Below are 16,812 nucleotides of genomic sequence, written 5' to 3'. Positions count from 1 at the left end.
GCATGCCCAGCCAGACCGCGATCCTCGATGCGCATTACATGGCCCGCGCGCTGGAACTGGCGCGCAAGGGCGTGTACACCACCCACCCCAACCCGCGTGTGGGTTGCGTGATCGTCCGCGATGGCGAGGTGGTCGGTGAAGGCTGGCATGTGCGTGCCGGCGAGCCGCATGCCGAAGTGCATGCCCTGCGTCAGGCCGGCGAACTGGCCCGCGGCGCCTGCGCCTACGTGACCCTGGAACCGTGCAGCCACCATGGCCGCACGCCGCCGTGCGCCGAGGCGCTGGTCAAGGCCGGTGTGGCCCGTGTGGTCGCCGCCATGCAGGACCCCAACCCGCAAGTCGCAGGGCAGGGCCTGCGGCGCCTGGCGGACGCAGGCATCATCGTGGCCAGCGGCGTGCTCGAAGCCGAGGCCCGCGCCCTCAACCCCGGCTTCCTCAAGCGCATGGAGCACGGCTTGCCGTTCGTCCGCGCCAAGCTGGCCATGAGCCTGGATGGCCGCACCGCCATGGCCAGTGGCGAAAGCCAGTGGATCACCGGGCCCGCTGCCCGCTCGGCAGTGCAGCGCCTGCGCGCCCGTTCCAGCGTGGTGCTGACCAGTGCGGCCAGCGTGCTGGCCGACAACGCGCGGATGACCGTGCGTGGCAACGAGTTGGGGCTGGACACCGAAACCACCGCCTTGGCACTGAGCCGCACGCCGTTGCGCGTGCTGATCGACGGCCGCCTGCGTTTGCCGCTGGACGCGCCATTCTTCCAGGCGGGCCCGGCGCTGGTGGTCACCGCCGTCGCAGATGACCCGCGCTATGCCGCTGCCGGCCATGAGCTGCTCAGCCTGCCGGGCGACAATGGCCAGGTGGACCTGCCGGCGCTGCTGCAGGCGCTGGCCGCTCGCGGTGTCAACGACATCCTCCTGGAGGCCGGTGCCGGCCTGGTCGGTGCCTTTGCCCGGCTGGGCCTGATCGACGAGTACCAGCTGTTCGTCGCTGGCACATTCCTCGGCTCCCAGGCCCGGCCGTTGCTGGACTGGCCGCTGGAGAAGATGAACCAGGCACCGCGGCTGAAAATCACCGAAATGCGCGCAGTGGGCGATGACTGGCGGGTCACGGCCATCCCTCTGCCGGCGCCCGGCGTATAATGCCGGGCTTGCCCCGCGCAACCCGTTTCTGAGGAAGTCCCCATGTTCACCGGCATCATCGAATCCATCGGCACCATCCGCAGCCTGACCCCCAAGGGCGGTGACGTGCGCGTCTACGTCGAAACCGGCAAGCTCGACCTGGGTGACGTCAAGCTCGGCGACAGCATCGCCGTCAACGGCGTGTGCCTGACCGCCGTCGAGCTGCCGGGCAACGGGTTCTGGGCCGACGTCAGCGTCGAAACCCTCAAGCGCACCGCGTTCATCGACCTCAAGAGCGGCAGCAAGGTCAACCTGGAAAAGGCCCTGACCCCGACCACCCGCCTGGGCGGCCACCTGGTCAGCGGCCACGTCGACGGTGTCGGCGAAATCATCTCGCGCAGCGATAACGCCCGCGCCATCCAGTTCCGCGTGCGTGCGCCCAAGGAGCTGGCCAAGTACATCGCCCACAAGGGTTCGATCACCGTCGACGGCACCAGCCTGACGGTCAACGAGGTCAATGGCGCCGAATTCGAGCTGACCATTGTCCCGCACACCCTGTCCGAAACCATCATGGCCGACTACCGTGCAGGGCGTCGGGTCAACCTTGAGGTCGACTTGCTGGCCCGTTACCTGGAGCGTCTGCTGCTGGGCGACAAGGCTGCCGAACCGAGCAAGGGCAGTGGCATCACCGAAAGCTTCCTGGCCGCCAACGGCTTCTTGAAATCCTGATTGAGAAGGGGGTGCCGAGTGGCGCTCAACAGCATCGAAGAACTGGTCGAAGACATCCGCCAGGGCAAAATGGTCATCCTCATGGATGACGAAGACCGCGAAAACGAAGGCGACATCATCATGGCGGCCGAGTGCTGCCTGCCTGAGCACATCAACTTCATGGCCAAGCACGCCCGCGGCCTGATCTGCATGCCGATGACCCGCGAGCGTTGCGAAACCCTGAAGCTGCCGTTGATGGCGCCGCGCAACGGCTCGGGCTTCGGCACCAAGTTCACCGTGTCGATCGAAGCCGCCGAAGGCGTTACCACCGGCATCTCCGCCGCTGACCGTGCGCGCACCGTGCAGGCTGCCGCGGCCAAGGACGCCAAGGCCGAAGACATCGTCAGCCCAGGCCACATCTTCCCGCTGATGGCCCAGCCCGGCGGCACCCTGGCCCGCGCTGGCCACACCGAAGCGGCTTGCGACCTGGCGCGCATGGCCGGCTTCGAGCCGAGCGGCGTGATCTGCGAAGTGATGAACGACGACGGCACCATGTCGCGCCGTGCCGAACTGGAAGTGTTTGCCGCCGAACACGGCCTCAAGATCGGCACCATCGCCGACCTGATCCATTACCGCATGATCCACGAGCGCACCGTGCAGCGCGTCTCCGAGCAGCCGGTCGAGAGCGAGCTGGGTGAATTCAACCTGGTCACCTACCGTGACGCGGTGGAAGGCGACGTGCACATGGCCCTGACCCTGGGCAAGATCTGCGCCGAAGAGCCGACCCTGGTGCGCGTGCACAACATGGACCCGCTGCGCGACCTGCTACTGGTCAAGCAGCCGGGCCGCTGGAGCCTGCGCGCGGCCATGGCCGCCGTGGCCGAGGCGGGCAGCGGCGTAGTGCTGCTGCTGGGCCACCCGCTGGACGGCGACGTACTGCTGGCGCACATCCGCGAAAGCGCGGGCGATGCACCGACCAAGGCGCCGACCACCTACAGCACCGTCGGTGCCGGTTCGCAGATCCTGCGCGACCTCGGTGTGCGCAAGATGCGCCTGATGAGTTCGCCGATGAAGTTCAATGCGATATCCGGATTCGATCTGGAAGTTGTAGAATACGTGCCCTCCGAGTGACTTGAGGCGGCATTGACGCCCAGAGCTCGAGTCCACACCCCTGCCGAGGCCGCTTGTATGCGGCCTCGCTCTTGAAGATGAGAATATCGGAATGACCCTGAAGACCATCGAAGGTACCTTCATCGCCCCCAAAGGTCGCTATGCTTTGGTGGTTGGCCGCTTCAACAGCTTCGTCGTCGAAAGCCTGGTTAGCGGCGCCGTTGATACCCTGGTACGCCACGGTGTCAGCGAAAGCGACATCACCATCATCCGTGCCCCGGGTGCGTTCGAAATCCCGCTGGTGGCACAGAAAGTCGCCCAGCAAGGCGAATACGACGCGATCATCGCCCTGGGCGCAGTGATCCGCGGCGGTACCCCGCACTTCGAATACGTGGCGGGCGAATGCACCAAGGGCCTGGCCCAGGTGTCCATGGAGTTCGGCGTACCGGTGGCCTTCGGCGTTCTGACCGTCGACTCCATCGAACAAGCCATCGAACGTTCCGGCACCAAGGCTGGCAACAAAGGCGGTGAAGCTGCCCTGTCCGCTCTGGAAATGGTCAGCCTGCTGGCGCAGTTGGAGGCCAAGTGATTAGCGACGAAAGCGATCGTTTCAACCCGCGCGATCCAAAACCTGCGGATGCCGGCAAGCCATCGAAGAGCGCCAAGCGCCGCGAAGCCCGCAAGCTCGCGACCCAGGCCCTGTATCAGTGGCACATGGCCCAGCATTCGCTGAACGAGATCGAAGCGCAGTTCCGGGTCGATAACGATTTCACCGATGTCGACGGTGCCTATTTCCGTGAAATCCTGCATGGGGTTCCGGCGATCAAAGGCGAAATCGACGGCGCGCTGAAGCCGTGCCTGTCCATCGCACTGGAAGAGCTCGACCCAGTCGAGCTGGCCGTGCTGCGCCTGTCCACCTGGGAGCTGATCAAGCGCGTCGACGTACCGTACCGCGTAGTGATCAACGAGGGCGTGGAGCTGGCCAAGGTCTTCGGTGCCACCGACGGCCACAAGTTCGTCAATGGTGTGCTGGACAAGCTCGCTCCGGCCCTGCGTGAAGCAGAAGTCAAGGCGAACAAGCGCTGATCCTGGCGCTGCCTGCCCATGGGTGAGTTCGAGCTGATCAACCATTACTTCGCCGCCGCGCCTTGTGCGCAGGGCGGCGAGGGCGTGGCCCTGGGTATCGGCGACGACTGTGCCCTGCTGGAGCTTCCACCCGGTGAGCAACTGGCGGTGTCGACCGACACCCTGGTCGCCGGGGTGCATTTCCCCGCTGTCTGCGATCCGCTGCTGCTTGGCCAGCGCTCGTTGGCCGTGGCGGCCAGTGACCTGGCGGCCATGGGCGCGACGGCGATCGGCTTCACCCTCGCCCTGACCCTGCCTGATGTCGGCCCCGACTGGCTGGCGGCCTATGCCGACGGCCTCAGCCGCATGGCCCACCGTTGCCGCATGAGCCTGATTGGTGGCGACACCACCCGCGGCCCGCTGAGCATCACCGTCACCGTGTTCGGCCGGGTGCCGGCCGGCCAGGCGTTGCGCCGCAGCGGCGCACGGCCTGGCGACCTGCTGTGCGTTGGGGGTTCACTGGGCAAGGCGGCAGGGGCGTTGCCACTGGTACTGGGTGAGCGCGAGGCACCGGCCGAGCTGGCCAAGCCGCTGCTCGACCACTACTGGTCGCCGATGCCGCAGCTCCACCTTGGGCAGCTGCTGCGCGGCCGGGCCACGGCGGCGTTGGACATTTCCGATGGCCTGCTCGCCGACTGTGGGCATATCGCCAAGGCGTCCGGGGTCGCACTCGAGGTGAACCTGCTACAGGTCCCGGTGTCTCCTGCTCTGGAGGCCTTCCTTGGCCTCGATGCGGCCCGGCTGGCAGCGCTGACTGGCGGCGACGACTACGTACTGGCTTTCACCCTGCCGCCTGCAGCGCTCGCCCCGCTGACCGACCTCGGTTTTGCCGAGGTGCACGTCATCGGCCGCGTGCTCGAAGGCCAGGGCGTGACCCTGCGCGACCCGCAGGGGCATGACATCACCCCGGTTCAACGGGGCTATCAACACTTTAGGGAGACACCGTGACCGACCACCCCAATCAGGTGCCTGCGGAGTTCGTTCCGCCATCGGTCTGGCGCAACCCGTGGCACTTCATCGCCTTTGGCTTCGGCTCCGGCACCCTGCCCAAGGCCCCCGGTACCTGGGGTTCGATGGTGGCGATCCCGTTCATCCCACTGTGGCAAATGCTGCCTGACTGGGGCTATTGGCTGTTGCTGGGTGTGATGATGCTGTTCGGCTTCTGGCTGTGCGGCAAGGTCGCCAACGACTTGCGCGTGCACGACCATGAAGGCATTGTCTGGGACGAGATGGTCGGCATGTGGATCACCCTGTGGCTGGTGCCGGAAGGGTGGCAGTGGATCCTTGCCGGGTTCCTGATGTTCCGCTTCTTCGACATCCTCAAGCCATGGCCGATCCGCTGGATCGATCGCCATGTGCACGGGGGTGTCGGGATCATGCTCGACGATATCCTCGCCGGTGTGTTCGCCTGGCTGGGCATGCAGATTCTGGTGTGGGCGGTAGGCTGAAGCAGGGAGCGTTGCGATGGCCATAAGGACTGTGCTGCTGGCAATGATGCTGAGCCTTGCCCCCTGGGCGATGGCGGCCGATGCGTTACCAAAGCAGATTCACCTGGTCAGCGAAGAGTGGATCGACTACACCAACGCCGATGGCAGCGGTGTGGCCTGGGATGTGCTGCGCAAGGTGTTCGAGCCTGCCGGGGTCAAGGTGGTGACCCAGAGTGCGCCGTACAGCCGTGCGGTTGGCCTGGTCAAGCGTGGCGAGGCGGATGCCTGGGTCGGGTCGTACAAGGAAGAAAACAACGACAACCTGTATCCGCGCTGGCATTTCGACATGGACCACATCTATGCCCTGGGCCTGGCCAGCAAGCCGGTGCCGACCTTGGCCACCGTCGGCCAGTACCGCCTGGCCTGGGTACGCGGCTATGACTACGGCAATTACCTGCCCAACGTGCGCAACTTCCGCGAAATCCAGCGCCGTGAAGGCATCCTGCCGATGCTCGAGCATGAGCGGGTGGATTTCTACATCGATGCGCAGACCGAAGTCGACTATGTGCGCGGGCAGGCCTCACAGCCGGAGCGCTTTCGCAGCACCCATGTGGCCGAGTTGCCGTTGTACCTGGCGTTTTCCAGGAACGAACACGCCAAGGCCCTGCGCGACCTGTTCGACAAGCGCATGGCCGAGCTGGTGCACAGCGGCGAGTTGAAGCCGATCTTCGAGCACTGGAAGCAGCCGTATCCCTTCACTGCGGACAGTAAGCCGCAGTAGGTTCGTGTAACTAAGCATCGAACTTTTCGATCTTAAGCCACGGTATTCAACGAGCGCACACGCGGCGACCTGCTGATACAATCGGCTCACGAGAAATTTCCTACTTATCCAGGAGCACAACGTGCCCGTCGTCTTTGTTGCCGCCTCGAAACTCCCGACTCCCTTTGCGATTTTCACCATGCATGGCTTCCTCGACGAAGCCACTGGCCGTGAGCACGTGGTGCTCAGCCTGGGTGATATCGCCGACGGCGAGCCGGTGCTGGGGCGCCTGCACTCCGAGTGCCTGACCGGCGACGCCCTGTTCAGCCAGCGCTGCGACTGCGGTTCGCAGCTGGAAGCCGCGCTGCAGGCAATCGCCCGCGAAGGCCGTGGCGTGCTGCTGTACCTGCGTCAGGAAGGCCGCGGCATCGGCCTTTTGAACAAGATCCGCGCTTATGAGCTGCAGGATGGTGGTGCCGACACCGTCGAAGCCAACGAGCGCCTGGGCTTTGCCGCCGACCAGCGCGACTACGCCATGTGCCTGCCGATGCTGGAGCACCTGGGCGTGAAATCGCTGCGCCTGATGACCAACAACCCGCGCAAGGTCAAAGCGCTGACCGACATGAACATCAAGGTCGCCGAGCGCGTGCCGCTGCACACCGGGCACAACCCGCACAACCGTTACTACCTGGCGACCAAGGCCGGCAAGCTCGGCCACATGCTGGGTAACGAACACCAGGGCGAGGTGCCCCAGGCGTGACCCGCGGCGAGGTCAAGCGGCGCCTGGCGTTGGCCTGGTGGCAGTACCTGGCGGTCGGCCTGGTGCCGCTGCCGGTCATGGCCTGGGCCTTTGGCGGTGGCGATGCGCTGATCCCGGTGCTGGCGATGCCGCTGTTCATTGCTGGCGCCGCGACCATGTTCCTCAGCTTGCCGCGCTTCGGTGCCTACAAGCGGGCACTGATCGCCACCTCGAAAGTGCTGGGCACGGCTGAAGAGCCAGCCGCCTGGATCACCCTGGCGCGAGTGCGACGCATGGCCATGCTGTTTGCCTGCTTCCCGGCCTGGGTCGCCGCACTGTCGGTGCTGGTCGGGCTGGAGGCGGTGGCGCAGATCCTCCTGGCGCTGTCCACTGTGGTGGTGCTCTACCTCTACCGTATTCCGCGTCAGCTGGGCTGATGCGCGTCCTGCTTTGCCTGCTGGCACTGCTGGCCCTCAGCGCAAGGGCCGGCGAGCCCTTGCGCGTGGTCAGCCTCGCGCCGTCGATGAGCGAGATCATGCTCGAACTGCACGCCGATGACCTGCTGGTAGGCGTGCTCGATGGCGGCGAGCGACCGCAAGCGCTGCAACGGCTACCCTCGGTCGGGCGCCAGGGCCAGCTGGACATGGAAACCCTGCTCAGCCTCAAGCCCGACCTGCTGCTGCTCTGGCCTGGCAGCGTGGCACCGGCCCAGCGCGACCAGCTCAAGCGCCTGGGCATCGCCACTTACAGCGCCGAACCCCATGACCTGAACCAATTGCTCGACCAGATCGAGGCCATTGCCGTGCGTGTCGGGCGGGGCGAGCAAGGCCGGCCCTACGTGCAGGCCCTGCGCGAACGCTTGCAGCAGCTGCGCCAGCAGTATCGGCGCGAGCAACCGTTGCGGGTGTTCTATCAGGTGTGGGACCGGCCGCTGTACACCTTGGGCGGCCAGCAGGTGGTCAGCGATGCCTTGGCGGTGTGTGGGGCGCGCAATGTCTTTGCCGACCTGAGCCAGCCGGCCCCGCAGGTGAATGTCGAGTCGGTACTGATGCGTGACCCGCAGGTGATCCTGGCGGGTGACGAGGATCAGTTGGCCAGCTGGAAGGCCTGGCCACGGCTGAGCGCGGTGGCAGGCGAGGGCTTGCTGGTGGTGCCGGACAAGGGCCTGGAGCGGCCGAGCGGGCAGATGATCGAAGCCATCGCCCGCCTGTGCGCGCTGTTGGCGGCTAGAGTGCCGGCGTCCAGGTGACGCTGAACAGCGCGGTGCGGCCTTCTTCGCGGTAGCCGTAGCTGGCCCCGTCGAAGCTGTACAGTGCCCGGCTGTAATCCTTGTCCAGGAGATTATCCAGCTTCACTTCCAGCTTCAGTTCCTCGGTAGCCTGCCAGCCCGCACGCAGGCCCAGCAGGCCGTATCCGCCGAGTCGATTGCGGTTGGCCTCGTCGTCGTAGCTTGCGCTCACGGCCTGCCAGCTGGCGCCCACGTTAAACCGTTCGAACTGGCGGTCCAGATCCAGGCTCAGGGTGCGTCGGGCGCGACGGGCCAGGGTATGGCCACTGTCGCGGTCGCGAGGGTCGATCAGCGCCAGGCCCAGTTGGCTGCGCCATTCGCCCCATCGCTGGTGCAGTGCCATTTCCAGGCCGTTGATACGCGCCGAAGCGACGTTTTGCGGAATCGAGTCCTGGCCGAAGATGATCGCATCGCGCAGGTCGGTGCGGTACAGCGAGGTTTCCAGGCGGCTGTCGCGGCTGAGCTGGCTGCGCCACTGCACTTCATAACTCTTCGAGCGCTCGGGCTTGAGGTCCGGGTTGCTGAACTGCGGGTAGTACAGGTCGTTGAACGTTGGGGCGCGGAAGCCTTCGCTGTAGGACAGCAGCACGTCATTGCGGGCATTCAGCGGCACGGTAAGGCTGCCACTCCAGGTAGTCTGGCCGCCGAACTGCTGGTTCTCGTCGTGCCGTACGCCAAGCTCGGTGGAGAAGTCTTCGCCGCTGTAGCGGTGCTGGATGAAGGCCGCACGGTTCCAGCGGCTGTCCTCGGTAAAATCGGTGCTGCCGTGTACGCGGTCTTCGTACCAGTCACCGCCCAGCAGCAGGTTGTGCCGCTCGGCCAGGGCCAGGTCGTTCTGCCAGGTGACCTGGTCGCGGTAGGTGTTGAACACGAAGCGCTCGTCGCTGAGCTTGTCACGCTTGTCGTCACGGTTCTCGCTGTGGGCGAGTTCCAGGCGCGAATGCCAGAGGTCGTTGAGCTGAGCATCGAAATAGCTGCCCAGGCTGCTGACGCTGAAGTCGGTGTAGGGCTTTTGCCCGAAGCTCTGGAAGGTGACCGGGTCGAAGCGGCCGAACGGGTTGTCGTACTCGCTGCGGCCGCGGCTGTCGAGCAGATTCAGGCCGGCTTCGAAGCGCTCACCAAACGTGTGGCTCAGGCTCAGGTTGAGCGACTTGTTGCGGTAGGCGTCGTGGTCGCTGTCGCTGGCAAACGACGGCCCGGTCGAGTCGATACCGGCTGTTTCATCCAGGCTGGCGCCGAGATTGAAGCGGGTGGCATCGTCACCACCAGACAGCCCCAGGCTGCGCTGGAACGTCTGGTTGCTGCCCGTCGCCAGGCGCAGGCGTGGTTGCAGGCCGGGGCCGCTGCTGCGGCGGGTGAAGATCTGGATCACCCCGCCAATGGCATCGCTGCCATACACCGCCGAGCGCGAACCGCGCAGCACTTCGACGCGTTCGATCTGGTCGACATCGAGAAACTGCAAGCCGCTATCGCCGGAGGTGGCATTGGCGATGCGCACGCCATCGACCAGCACCAGGCTCTGGGCGGCCTTGGTGCCACGGATGAAGATGCCGGGCAGGCTGCCGCGGCCGCCGGTGGGCGCGACTTGCACACCGGGCACGCGGGTGAGCAGGTCGGTGACGCTGCTGGGTTGCAGGCGGTCGATGTCGGCGCGGGTGAAAACGGTGTTGGCGGCGCTGGTGGCGCTGCGGGATTCAACCTGGCGGTTGGCGCTGATCAGGATGTCGGGGAGCTTGAGAGCGTCGTCGCGTTCAGCGGCCAGCAAGGGGATGGGGAGGCAGAGCAGGGTGGCAAAGGTTGAGGCTTTCATCGCGGCTTCCAACGCAATCGCCGGCAAACCAGCTCTCACAGGATCCGCATTGGCCTGGAGGCCTGCGCGGTTCCTGTGGGAGCTGGCTTGCCGGCGATGGGCCGCAAAGCGGCCCCAGAATTTACAGGCCGAGCCTGGCCATGCGGGCTTTCACCGAGGCCTCGATGCCAGCAACATCCAGCCCACACTCGGCGAGCATCTGCGCCGGTTTGGCATGCTCGACATAGATATCCGGCAGCCCCAGGTGCAGCAACGGCTTGACCACGCCCTCACGGGCCAGGAACTCGCCCACGGCAGCCCCGGCTCCACCCATGATGCTGTTCTCTTCGATGGTCACCAGCAGCTCATGGCTGGCAGCCAGTTCCAGCACCAGGGCCTCGTCCAGCGGCTTGACGAAGCGCATGTCGACCACGGTGGCGTTGATCTGCTCGGCAACCTGCAGGGCCTCGGCCAACTGCACGCCGAACACCAGCAGGGCGACTTTCTCGCCCTGGCGGCGCACCACACCCTTGCCGATTTCCAGCGGTTCGAGGTCGCCACTGATCGGTGCGTTCGGGCCGGTGCCGCGCGGGTAGCGCACAGCGGCCGGGCCGTTGTACAGGTGGCCGGTGCTGAGCATCTTGCGCAGTTCGTTCTCGTCGCTCGGGGTCATCACCAGCATGCCGGGGATGCAGCGCAGGTACGACAGGTCATAGGCGCCAGCGTGGGTCGGGCCGTCTTCGCCGACCAGGCCGGCGCGGTCGATGGCGAACAGCACATCGAGGTTCTGCACCGCCACGTCGTGGATCAGCTGGTCGTAGCCGCGCTGCAGGAAGGTGGAGTAGATCGCTACCACCGGCTTGCTGCCTTCGCAGGCCATGCCCGCGGCCAGGGTCACCGCGTGCTGCTCGGCGATCGCGACGTCGAAGTAACGCTCGGGGTAGCGCTCGCTGAAATCGACCAGGTCGGAGCCTTCCTTCATCGCCGGGGTGATGCCCACCAGGCGGTTGTCGGCGGCGGCCATGTCGCACAGCCACTGGCCGAACACCGCAGAGTACTTCGGCCCGCTGACCTTCTTCGGCGCAGCCGGCTTGTCGGCGGGTTCGAGCTTGGTAATGGCGTGGTAGCCGATCGGGTCGACCTCGGCCGGGGCGAAGCCCTTGCCCTTCTTGGTCACCACGTGCAGGAACTGCGGGCCTTTGAGGTCACGCATGTTGCGCAGGGTGGCGATCATGGTGGGCAGGTCATGGCCGTCGATCGGGCCGATGTAGTTCCAGCCCAGCTCTTCGAACAGCGTGCCCGGCACCAGCATGCCCTTGGCGTATTCCTCGGTGCGACGGGCGATTTCCCAGGCACCGGGCAGGCGTGACAGCACCTTCTTGCTGCCCTCGCGCATGCTCGCGTAGGTGCGGCTGGAAAGGATCTTGGCCAGGTAGTTGGACAGGCCGCCGACATTGCGCGAAATCGACATGTCGTTGTCGTTGAGGATCACCAGCATGTCAGCGTTGACTTCCTGGGCGTGGTTCAACGCTTCGAAAGCCATGCCGGCAGTGAGGGCGCCGTCGCCGATCACGGCGATCGACTTGCGTGCGCTGTTCTGCAGGCGGGCGGCAATGGCCATGCCCAGCGCGGCGCTGATCGAGGTGCTGGAGTGGCCGACGCCGAAGGTGTCGTACTCGCTCTCGCTGCGGCGCGGGAAGGCGGCGATGCCGTCCTTCTGGCGCAGGCTGAGCATGCGGTTGCGGCGCCCGGTGAGAATCTTGTGCGGGTAGGCCTGGTGGCCGACGTCCCACACCAGCCGGTCATCCGGGGTGTCGAAGACGTAGTGCAGGGCAATCGTCAGCTCGATGACGCCCAGACCGGCGCCGAAATGCCCACCGGTCTGACCAACGGTGTAGAGCAACTCCTGGCGCAACTCGTCGGCCAGGGTCTCCAGGTCGGCTTCAGCCAGCCGGCGCAGGCCGGCAGGCGTGTCAGCGCGGTCGAGCAACGGCGTGACCGGGCGTTCGCGGGGGATCTCTTGAAACGTCGTGGGCATCAGGCGAGTCGTTATAGGTGTGTGAAGACGCGGCAGTTTACCCCATTGTGGGAAAAGTGCCCATTCGACCACGGGTTACGCGGACCCTGTAGGGGCGGGTAAACCCGCTCCCACCGGGGATTGGTATCAGGCCTTAATGACGGCGTTCGACGATGTAGCGCGCCAACGCCCGCAGCGGCTCGGCGGCTTCACCAAAGCCTTGCAGGGCGATCAGCGCCTGGTCGCGCAGTTCGATTGCGTAGGCCTTTGCGGCTTCCAGCCCCAGCAGCGCCGGGTAGGTCGGTTTGTCACGGGCGATGTCGGCGCCCTGGCGCTTGCCCAGGGTGGCGGTGTCGCTTTCCACGTCGAGGATATCGTCCTGCACCTGGAAGGCCAGGCCGATGGCCTGTGCATAAGTCTGCAGGGCATCCAGCTGCGCCTGCTCGGCGCGGGCACTGGCCAGGGCGCCGAGGCGCACGCTGGCTTCGATCAGCGCGCCGGTCTTGTGCCGGTGCATGAATTCCAGGGCCTGCTGGTCCAGCTTCAGGCCAACCGAACCGAGGTCGATGGCCTGGCCGCCGACCATGCCTGCTGGGCCTGCAGCCTTGGCTAGAACCTGGACCATGGCCAGGCGGATGCTGTCGGCCTGCGGGCTCAGGCGTGGGTCGAGCAGGGCGCTGAACGCCAGGCTCTGCAAGCCATCGCCAGCGAGAATCGCGCAGGCTTCGTCGAAAGCTTTGTGGGTAGTTGGCTGGCCACGGCGCAAGTCGTCGTCGTCCATGGCTGGCAGGTCGTCATGCACCAGCGAATAGGCGTGGATCAGCTCTACTGCACAGGCGGCACCGTTGGCTTGCTCGGCCGGCGCGCCAAGGGCTTCGCAGGCCGCATAGGCGAGCAGCGGGCGCACGCGCTTGCCGCCGTTCATCACGCTGTAGCGCATGGCGGCATACAGGCGTTCCAGCTCTTTGGTCGGGGCGACGAACAGGGGTTCGAGGGCGGCGTCGACACGGGCCTGACAGCTGGCCTGGTAAGCAGTGATCATGCCTCTGGCTCCGCATCGAACGGCTGCGCGGCGAGTTCGCCGTCACGTTCCAGCAGGATCTGCACTTTCTGTTCAGCCTGGGCCAGGGCGCCCTGGCAATCGCGGGTCAGGGCGATGCCTTGCTCGAACGCGGCCAGCGAGTCTTCCAGCGACAGTTCGCCGTTCTCCAGGCGCTCGACCAGGGCTTGCAGGTCGGCGAGGGATTGTTCGAAATCGATGGTGGCTTTTTTGCGGGCCATGGCGACAGTCTCGTAGGCGGGTCAGAACCGCGCGACGTTAGCAGAGCGGGGCTAGGGGAGCAAACTTCCGCTGGATTCACTGGCCCATTCGCGGGTAAACCCACACAAGGTCTGCACCGGGTTCAGAGTTGGCGCAGTCCCTGTGTGCGGGTTTACCCGCGAATGGGCCGCAAAGCGGCCCCGTACGGTCTGTCAGGCAGGCTCGGCTTCCAGCTCCAGCATCGCCTCACGGCACCGCGCCAACTCTTCGATAGTCAGCACAGGCAAGTTGTACTGCCGTGCATACACCGCCACCTGCTCGCCCCGTGCCATGCTGCCATCGGGGTTCATCAGCTCGCACAGCACCGCGGCCGGGCGCAGACCGGCCAGGCGTGCCAGGTCTACGGAACCTTCGGTATGCCCGCGACGAGCCAGCACGCCACCATCACGCGCACGCAGCGGGAACACATGGCCCGGGCTGACGATATGGCGTTGCTCGGCGGTCGAACGCAGCGCCGCCTCGATGGTGGTGATGCGGTCCTGCGCGGAAACACCGGTGCTCACGCCTTCGGCCGCCTCGATGGTGACGGTGAAGCCGGTGCCGTGGCGGGCCTGGTTGTTCTGCACCATCGGCGCCAGTTGCAGGGCATCGACGGTGGCTTCGTCCAGGCACAGGCAGACGATGCCGCTGCAGTCGCGGATCATCATGGCCATGGTCTGCAACGACAGGTTTTCGGCGGCGGCGACGATGTCGGCTTCGTCCTCGCGGTCGTCATCGTCGAGCAGCAGCACAGGGCGCCCGGCCTGGAAGGCGGCGATGGCGGCGGACACATTGGGGAATTGTTTTTGCAGCAAAGGGGACATGAAACGCTCCTCGTGATTGATCGATGAACGTCTCGGGGCGAACAAAATGCGCGCGCAGGGGCGCCCGAATGGCCCCTGCCTGACGCCTTCTTTCATCCGGACTATGACCGTCGGCTCTGGAGTCGCACCAGATCTGCTGACCCCCGGCATGGCCGGGGCGCTCGCGGGCTCATCTTTCGATTTACCGCCGGTGGGGACTTTCACCCCGCCCTGAAGACCGGCCAAGCATACAGCACTGTGCCACCTTGCTGGCAAGCCGCTGTTCTACGACCTTTGGCGGTGCACATGTCTTGGGAGTTGTGGCGCCTGCGAGATCGAGCGCCGCCCGCGCGGCGCATCGCGAGCAGGCTCGATCTCATAAGCGCTGAAAATCCAAAGGCGATCCCCTCTGATCCAAAACTTCAGATTTTTCCCGTTGTTTGTAGTCCATTTCTGAATTAGCTTCCTAGCGCCCTTGGGCCATTGCGGTGGTGTTTCTGGCGGCTTAGTGTGGCCCAGTCGTTGTCAAAACAGCGACCGGGCCTGCAAGCCCGCTGAGAACATATGTTGATCACCGACGTTCAGTGGCATGCCATTGAACTCGCTTTATGGTGGCTGCGTACGGGAGGTTTTCGAACCTGCCGGTTTTCGTTCTCCCGGTCTTGCAGACCCGTACGTGGCCGCCACCCATCACACTGCAAGTCATGAGTGGCGGCTCTATGCAACCCATATGAGAACGCCACCATGCTAAAGATTGTCCCCGATCCACCCCACGATATTCATTCCCTCGAAGACACTCTGATCCAGGCCACCGACTACGCGCTGTGTGCGTCGACCGTGGTGCATCAGGCGTTGCTGCTGCAGCCCAAGTCACCGGCGTCGATCCTGATGATGACCTCGATGCATGAGCTGGAGGCGCTGCGGGTGTTGCTCGAATCCGCGTTGATCCAGGTGCAGATGCCTACTGGGCCTCGGACTTTGCATTGAGGCTTGAGTGATGAGGCCCGCCCAGGCATTCGAGAATTTTCAGGGAGATTGAACAATGACTACAGACAACACCCAATGCACCGTCGGTATGACCACCTTCTTCCAAGGTGAAAACCAGTCCCACCCATTGTTCCGCATCGAACCCGGCATCCCTTGCCGCGATGCCCGCGAGCAGGCCTCGGAACTGATGGGCTATGTGCGTGAATTGACCATCCTAGGCCTGATGGACGAGAAACCGATGATGATCTGGGCTTCTCATTATCTGAGCGCAATGGCCAAGGCACTGATGGATGATGCCGAACTGGGCATGACACATTAAGGCTGCGCTGCCGGCGAAGAAGAGGGTTTGATTAAATGGTCTAGACTTGCCAGACCCTCTCATCATATTCGGTTAATAGCCTTATGCCAGCCTCTCTGCACCGGCATACCCCCGCGCTGAATGCGGCTGATTCGCGTGGCTTAGTTGTGCGCAATATTGTCTGTCATCGTGGCGGCTCTGGAAACAGCGCCGCCCTCGACATACGCATTGACCAACAAGTATTCGATGCCCGCGGTCATCTGAATCAGCAATGTGATCCGCGTTTTTTCGAGGCCCGAAAGAACGATCCACAACAGGCACCGAATCAAGTCATACATTACGGGCTGTCGGGGCGGGTACTAAAGAGCGAAAGTGTCGACGCTGGCTTGCGTATTGTTTTCAGTAACATGGCTGGTCAAGTACTTGAACACTGGGATGGTCGCGGTACTCATCAACAAATTGAGTACGACCGGTCTATGCGTCCGCTGGCGCAGTTTGAGCAAGTGGCTGGCGAGATGGATCGGCGCTGTACTGATCGCTTCACTTATGCAGGCGGCGATGCCGAGGAGTCAAAGCGTAACCGTTGTGGCCAGATGATTCGTCACGATGACTCCGCCGGGAGTCAGTGGCATGAGCGGTTCAACCTGCAGGGTCAGCCAAGTCTGGAAACCCGTCAATTTCTGCAGGCACTGACGCCGCCCGATTGGCCTGAGTCGGTGGATGCTCGCGATAAACTACTGGAAAAAAACAAAGAGCAGAATATTGGTGTGCTTTACAACAGCAGTTGGAAGCACGATGCCTTGGGCGCAATGATCGAAACCCTGGATGCTGTGGGTAACGTGCAGCGTTTCGAGATGGACATTGCGGGTCGCTCCAGTCGATCGTTCCTGAATGATCAGGGGCTACTCGAAAAAGTCGAGTACAACGCCTTGGGGCAGGTGACGATGGAGCTGGCGGGCAACCATGTCACCACCACGAGCCGCTATTCGGCATTGAATGGCCGGCTCGTCCCAGGCCAGCAAGGCCGATGGCAAGCGGTTGCTGAACTTGCAGTACACGTACGACCCGGTGGGCAATATCGATCGTATCGAAGACTTGGCTCAGCCAGTGAAGTGGGGAGCGGGACGGGTGGCGGCTGTCAGCAACTATACCTACGACACCCTTTACCAACTGACCAGCGCCAGCGGACGCGAAAATGCCAGCCAGGCCATCGGCCCTGCGCTGCCTGGGGTCGAGATCTTCGGCAAGGTGGATGACAGCCGCTGGCGCAACTACACCCAGGACTTCAGCTACGACCGGGGCGGTAATCTGACCGATCTGTTGCACAAGGTGAATGGCGCTGTGGTGAG

Annotated in this window: 19 protein-coding genes and 1 riboswitch; of the genes, 14 read left to right on the top strand and 5 right to left on the bottom strand. The window is 64.4% G+C overall.

From position 1 onward, the window contains the following. The first annotated feature begins 2 nt into the window (after positions 1-2). The 11 genes from ribD (at position 3) to F6X59_RS10810 (ending at position 8,230) form a co-directional block, all read left to right on the top strand. Positions 3-1,133, top strand: a complete 1,131-nt coding sequence (gene ribD / locus F6X59_RS10860; RefSeq protein WP_152956263.1) for a bifunctional diaminohydroxyphosphoribosylaminopyrimidine deaminase/5-amino-6-(5-phosphoribosylamino)uracil reductase RibD — start codon at positions 3-5, stop codon at positions 1,131-1,133. A 42-nt stretch (positions 1,134-1,175) separates the two neighbouring features. Further along, positions 1,176-1,841: a riboflavin synthase gene (locus tag F6X59_RS10855; RefSeq protein WP_016497780.1), complete on the top strand. Its 666-nt coding sequence runs from the start codon at positions 1,176-1,178 to the stop codon at positions 1,839-1,841. 18 nt (positions 1,842-1,859) lie between these two features. Then, positions 1,860-2,951, top strand: a complete 1,092-nt coding sequence (ribBA, locus tag F6X59_RS10850; protein WP_012270288.1) for a bifunctional 3,4-dihydroxy-2-butanone-4-phosphate synthase/GTP cyclohydrolase II — start codon at positions 1,860-1,862, stop codon at positions 2,949-2,951. Positions 2,952-3,042: 91 nt separating this feature from the next. Next, on the top strand, positions 3,043-3,519 hold the full coding sequence (gene ribE / locus F6X59_RS10845; protein ID WP_027917814.1) for a 6,7-dimethyl-8-ribityllumazine synthase: 477 nt from the start codon (positions 3,043-3,045) through the stop codon (positions 3,517-3,519). Next, on the top strand, positions 3,516-4,016 hold the full coding sequence (nusB, locus tag F6X59_RS10840; RefSeq protein WP_060509621.1) for a transcription antitermination factor NusB: 501 nt from the start codon (positions 3,516-3,518) through the stop codon (positions 4,014-4,016). The genes ribE and nusB overlap by 4 nt, the downstream gene beginning before the upstream one ends. Positions 4,017-4,034: 18 nt before the next feature. After that, a complete protein-coding gene (gene thiL, locus F6X59_RS10835; RefSeq protein ID WP_152956261.1) occupies positions 4,035-5,003 on the top strand; it encodes a thiamine-phosphate kinase in 969 nt (322 codons plus the stop codon). Beyond that, a complete protein-coding gene (locus F6X59_RS10830) occupies positions 5,000-5,503 on the top strand; it encodes a phosphatidylglycerophosphatase A (RefSeq protein ID WP_027917812.1) in 504 nt (167 codons plus the stop codon). The genes thiL and F6X59_RS10830 overlap by 4 nt, the downstream gene beginning before the upstream one ends. Positions 5,504-5,519: 16 nt before the next feature. Beyond that, positions 5,520-6,263: an ABC transporter substrate-binding protein gene (locus tag F6X59_RS10825; protein WP_152956260.1), complete on the top strand. Its 744-nt coding sequence runs from the start codon at positions 5,520-5,522 to the stop codon at positions 6,261-6,263. A gap of 121 nt (positions 6,264-6,384) precedes the next feature. After that, complete coding sequence (gene ribA, locus F6X59_RS10820; RefSeq protein ID WP_085677098.1) at positions 6,385-7,002, top strand: GTP cyclohydrolase II; 618 nt, start codon at positions 6,385-6,387, stop codon at positions 7,000-7,002. Next, positions 6,999-7,418, top strand: a complete 420-nt coding sequence (locus F6X59_RS10815; protein ID WP_346652521.1) for an MFS transporter — start codon at positions 6,999-7,001, stop codon at positions 7,416-7,418. Before ribA ends, F6X59_RS10815 begins: the two co-directional genes overlap by 4 nt. Beyond that, positions 7,418-8,230 (top strand): cobalamin-binding protein, encoded by an 813-nt coding sequence (locus F6X59_RS10810; RefSeq protein ID WP_152956259.1) that lies wholly within the window; start codon positions 7,418-7,420, stop codon positions 8,228-8,230. The genes F6X59_RS10815 and F6X59_RS10810 overlap by 1 nt, the downstream gene beginning before the upstream one ends. Here F6X59_RS10810 and F6X59_RS10805 read toward each other — a convergent pair. From F6X59_RS10805 to ribB, 5 genes are all read right to left on the bottom strand, one after another. Then, positions 8,208-10,079, bottom strand: a complete 1,872-nt coding sequence (locus F6X59_RS10805; RefSeq protein ID WP_152956258.1) for a TonB-dependent receptor domain-containing protein — start codon at positions 10,077-10,079, stop codon at positions 8,208-8,210. The genes F6X59_RS10810 and F6X59_RS10805 overlap by 23 nt on opposite strands. 121 nt (positions 10,080-10,200) lie before the next feature. Further along, positions 10,201-12,096 (bottom strand): 1-deoxy-D-xylulose-5-phosphate synthase, encoded by a 1,896-nt coding sequence (gene dxs, locus F6X59_RS10800; RefSeq protein WP_152956257.1) that lies wholly within the window; start codon positions 12,094-12,096, stop codon positions 10,201-10,203. A gap of 133 nt (positions 12,097-12,229) precedes the next feature. Further along, entirely contained in the window at positions 12,230-13,117 is an 888-nt protein-coding gene (ispA, locus tag F6X59_RS10795) for a (2E,6E)-farnesyl diphosphate synthase (protein ID WP_152956256.1), read from the bottom strand. After that, positions 13,114-13,356 (bottom strand): exodeoxyribonuclease VII small subunit, encoded by a 243-nt coding sequence (locus F6X59_RS10790; RefSeq protein WP_085677103.1) that lies wholly within the window; start codon positions 13,354-13,356, stop codon positions 13,114-13,116. The genes ispA and F6X59_RS10790 overlap by 4 nt, the downstream gene beginning before the upstream one ends. A gap of 192 nt (positions 13,357-13,548) precedes the next feature. Then, positions 13,549-14,199, bottom strand: a complete 651-nt coding sequence (ribB, locus tag F6X59_RS10785; protein WP_152956255.1) for a 3,4-dihydroxy-2-butanone-4-phosphate synthase — start codon at positions 14,197-14,199, stop codon at positions 13,549-13,551. An 80-nt stretch (positions 14,200-14,279) separates the two neighbouring features. Further along, positions 14,280-14,421, bottom strand: a riboswitch (FMN riboswitch). Positions 14,422-14,922: 501 nt separating this feature from the next. Between ribB and F6X59_RS10780 the strand changes: the two genes are divergently transcribed. The 3 genes from F6X59_RS10780 (at position 14,923) to F6X59_RS28635 (ending at position 16,719) form a co-directional block, all read left to right on the top strand. Then, positions 14,923-15,165, top strand: a complete 243-nt coding sequence (locus tag F6X59_RS10780) for a hypothetical protein (protein ID WP_152956254.1) — start codon at positions 14,923-14,925, stop codon at positions 15,163-15,165. A gap of 55 nt (positions 15,166-15,220) precedes the next feature. Next, a complete protein-coding gene (locus F6X59_RS10775) occupies positions 15,221-15,484 on the top strand; it encodes a DUF3077 domain-containing protein (protein ID WP_152956253.1) in 264 nt (87 codons plus the stop codon). An 83-nt stretch (positions 15,485-15,567) separates the two neighbouring features. Beyond that, positions 15,568-16,719 (top strand): hypothetical protein, encoded by a 1,152-nt coding sequence (locus F6X59_RS28635; RefSeq protein WP_256669210.1) that lies wholly within the window; start codon positions 15,568-15,570, stop codon positions 16,717-16,719. Positions 16,720-16,812: the final 93 nt, after the last annotated feature.

The sequence above is a fragment of the Pseudomonas sp. MN1F genome, assembly GCF_009391885.1.
Taxonomy (GTDB): Bacteria; Pseudomonadota; Gammaproteobacteria; order Pseudomonadales; family Pseudomonadaceae; genus Aquipseudomonas.
This window is presented reverse-complemented; position numbering and strand designations above follow the sequence as displayed.